This window comes from Dietzia sp. B19, assembly GCF_014145155.1.
Classification (GTDB): domain Bacteria; phylum Actinomycetota; class Actinomycetes; order Mycobacteriales; family Mycobacteriaceae; genus Dietzia; species Dietzia natronolimnaea.
Genome location: NZ_JAALED010000358.1, coordinates 1 through 3475, shown reverse-complemented (window position 1 = coordinate 3475; position 3475 = coordinate 1). Strand labels below are relative to the sequence as shown.

Annotated in this window: 4 protein-coding genes; 3 read left to right on the top strand and 1 reads right to left on the bottom strand. The window is 71.0% G+C overall.

The annotated features are described in order from the left end of the window. From G6020_RS10790 to G6020_RS17555, 3 genes are all read left to right on the top strand, one after another. Window positions 1-962 (top strand): lipase family protein (locus G6020_RS10790; RefSeq protein WP_182610626.1); only part of this gene is annotated, 962 nt, incomplete at its 5' end. A gap of 65 nt (window positions 963-1027) precedes the next feature. Next, the gene (locus tag G6020_RS10785; protein ID WP_182610625.1) at window positions 1028-1369 is read left to right on the top strand and encodes a metalloregulator ArsR/SmtB family transcription factor; all 342 of its coding nucleotides are present in this window, start codon (window positions 1028-1030) and stop codon (window positions 1367-1369) included. A gap of 3 nt (window positions 1370-1372) precedes the next feature. Then, complete coding sequence (locus G6020_RS17555) at window positions 1373-2569, top strand: SRPBCC domain-containing protein (RefSeq protein WP_347238357.1); 1197 nt, start codon at window positions 1373-1375, stop codon at window positions 2567-2569. Here the strand turns inward: G6020_RS17555 and G6020_RS10770 are convergent. After that, a complete protein-coding gene (locus G6020_RS10770; protein WP_194306086.1) occupies window positions 2508-3473 on the bottom strand; it encodes a pseudouridine synthase in 966 nt (321 codons plus the stop codon). The two genes, G6020_RS17555 and G6020_RS10770, sit on opposite strands and share 62 nt — an antisense overlap. Window positions 3474-3475: the final 2 nt, after the last annotated feature.

Sequence of the window (3475 nt, the reverse complement as noted above, 5' to 3'; positions counted from 1 at the left end):
ACGACACCGTGGTGGCCGTCAGCGGCACGGTCATCGCGCCGGCCGACCGGGGCACGGACGCGCTCCCGCTGCTCAGTGTGGCGCACGGGACCACCGGGATCGTCCCGCGCTGCGCGCCGTCCCTCAGCCCCACCCCGTTCTGCGACGGTGCGGGCGCCGCGCTCACGGAGATGGTGACCGAGCACGGGTGGGCGGGGGTGATCTCGGACTACGTGGGTCTGGGCACCCCGGGGATGCACCCGTACCTGGTGGGACAGGTGGAGGCGCGCAACGTCCTCGACGCCTCCCGTGCGGCACAGCAGCTCGACGGGGTGACCCTGAGCAGCGACACCGTTGTCTGGGGGCACTCGCAGGGCGGGCACGGTGCGCTGTGGACCGGTCAGATCGCCCAGGACTACGCTCCCGAGCTGACCCTGCTGGGCATCGCCGGGATGGCTCCCGCCACGGACCTCTACACGCTCGCCGAGCTGAGCAAAAACGAGGTGGGGGGCAAGACGGTCTCCGCCTACATCGCGCAGTCGTGGAACGAGGTCTACCCGGAGCTGGATCTGGCCGGGCACCTCAACCCGGGCACCGCGCACGGCGTGGAGAGGATCGGCGACCTGTGCTTCAACGAGAAGGACGCGATCGCCGCCCTCGTGCGGGGCACCCAGATCCCTGAGCAGGTGTTCCCCGACGCGGTCCTCGACGGCGACCTGGGGGCGACGTTGAAGGACTCGCCGACCGGGCCGTGGCCCGCGCCGGTGCTGATCGCCCAGGGGCTGGCCGACCCGTTGGTCAAGCCGGCGATGCAGCAGGACTGGGTGGACGCCCGGTGCGCGGACGGCGAGCCGCTCGACTACCGGACCTACCCCGGCCGCGATCACAACGGGCTGGTCGCCGCGGACTCCCCGCTGACCCCGCAACTCGTGAGCTGGACCCTCGATCGCCGGAACCGGGCGGCGCCCACACCCACCTGCTGAGCCGGCGCAGGCGGGGGAACAGGCTCCCCATTGACAGTTTCCTATATAGGAATATGATTGCGCCCATGGCACGGGCAGCGACGACCTCGGACGTGTTCAACGCGATCGCCGAACCCCAACGCAGGGAGATCCTGGTCCTGCTGCGGGATGGCGAGCGGCCGGCGACCGAGGTCGCGCTCGAACTGGGGATCACCCAGCCCGGTGCCTCCAAGCACCTGCGGGTGCTCCGCGAGGTCGGCCTGGTGCGCGACCGACGTGAGGGCAAGCAGCGCATCTACCACCTCGACCCCGGCGGGCTCCGGTCCGTCCACGAGTGGGTCGGCGGGTTCGAGCGGTTCTGGAACGAGAGCTTCGACAGGTTGGACGACTACGTCCGCGAGATGGCGCGGGCCGAGGAGGAGGAGTAGACCATGGGGGACAGCAGGCGGGGTGACCCGACAGGGCCGGAGACCGCGGACCGCGAGATCGCCATCACCAGGTACATCGACGCGCCGCGAGAGCTGGTGTTCCGCGCGTTCACCGAGGTGAAGCACCTGGCGCGGTGGTGGGGACCGGAGGGGTTCACCACCACCACCCGGTCCTTCGAGTTCCGCGAGGGCGGCGTGTGGGACTTCGTCATGCACGGCCCGGACGGAACCGACTACCAGGAGTGGATCACCTGGCGCGAGATCGTCCCCCCGGAGCGGATCGCGCTACTGCACGGCGAGTCCGCGGAGGATCCGGAGGCGTTCGAGTCCGTCCTGGACTTCCAACCCGACGGCGGGGGGACCCGTGTCGAGTTCCGCACGGTGTTCCCGACGAGGGAGCTCCGCGATCGCGCGGCGCAGGAGTACCACGCCGTCGAGGGTGGCGAGCAGACCCTGGCCAACCTAGCGGCCCATGTCGCCGAGCTCGCCGACGCGCAAGGGGAAGCGGGAGTGCGGAGGCAACTGGTCCGGGTCCACAACTTCTCCGTCTCGCTGGACGGGTTCGGTACGGGGGAGGGGCAGTGCCTCGAGGCGCCCTTCGGTCACGCCGGGCACCGGTTGTTGGAGTGGGCGCTACCGACACGGACCTTCCAGGACATGGGATTCCACGGGGACCGTGAGGCCTCGGTGGGGGTCGACGAGGCGTTCGCGAGCCGGTGGAACACGGGTATCGGCGCGGAGATCATGGGCCGCAACAAGTTCTCCCCCACCCGGGGCCCCTGGGCGGACGAGACGTGGCGTGGCTGGTGGGGGGACACCCCGCCCTTCCACACCCCGGTGATCGTCCTGACCCATCACCCCAGGCCGACGCTGGAGCTGGACGGGGGCACCACGTTCCACTTCATGGACGCCGAACCCGCCGCGGCGCTCGACGCCGCGCGCGAGCTGGCAGGTGGCCTGGACGTCCGCATCGGCGGGGGAGCGAGCACGATCCGCCAGTTCCTCCGGGCGGACCTGATCGACCAGATGCACATCGTCGTGGTGCCCGTCATCCTGGGCCGGGGGGAACGGCTGTGGGACGGGGTGGAGGGGCTCGAGGAGCGATTCCACATCGAGTCCACCACCTCGCCCAGTGGGGTCACCCACCTGAGCTTCTGGCGTCGCCGTACACCGGGGCCTCGGACAACCTCAGGCGTGTGACGAAGCGCCGGGGCTCACCCGAGAGCGGGTCGGTGAACGCCAGCTCCCTCGCGAGCAGCTGGAGAGGCAGGGAGTGATCATCCGGGATCTCCGGTAGCAGGTCGGGGTACCGGCGATCACCCAGGATCGCGATCCCCAGTGCCGCCAGGTGTACCCGCAGCTGGTGCAACCGGCCGGTCCGGGGGCGCAGGATCGTGTGCAGCACCGGGCGCCCGGCCGCGCTCCTGCCGGCACCGAGGACGTCGACGAGGGTCTCGGTGTTCGGCGGGAGGTCGGGGCGGACGGCGACCCGTCGGTGGCCTCGCAGCCTCTCGAGGTGGTCGCGGTGGACGAGGGGGACCGGGCGTCCGGAGATCTCCGGCGTGCTCGGATCCCAGCCCGGCGGCCGCGTCGAGACAGCCTCGTAGACCTTGGCGACCTCTCGTCGTTCGAACAGGGTCTGGTAGGCGCCCCGTGTGGACGGGCGTGCCGAGAACATCACCAGCCCGGCGGTGGCGCGGTCCAGACGGTGGACCGGGGTGAGGTCGGGATTGTCGAGACGGACGCGGAGACGGACGAGCGCGGACTCGCGCAGGAACCCGCCCGTCGGGGTGGTGGGGAGGAAGTGGGGTTTGTCGATCACGACCAGATCGTCGCTGACGTGCACGATCTCCTCGCGGACGGGGAGCGGGTCTTCCGCCGGCACCTCGCGGTGATACCAGATGAACTCGTGTGAACCGAGGGCCGCCGTGGGGCCGACCGGGCGGGCGTCGGCGCCCACGACATCGCCGGCGGCGAAGCGGCGGTGCAGATCGGCAGGGTCGAGGTGATCGAACCGCTCGACCACGTACTCGGCGATCGACGTCCACGGCCCGGCCGTCGGCACGCGGAGCCGCGTCGGTCCGACCCCGTCCCTCACGGGCAGGG

Bases quoted from the DNA above. Each gene is read 5' to 3' on its own strand.
- G6020_RS10785 (WP_182610625.1), top strand. From the start codon at position 1,028: ATGGCACGGGCAGCGACGACCTCGGACGTGTTCAACGCGATCGCCGAA.
- G6020_RS17555 (WP_347238357.1), top strand. From the start codon at position 1,373: ATGGGGGACAGCAGGCGGGGTGACCCGACAGGGCCGGAGACCGCGGAC.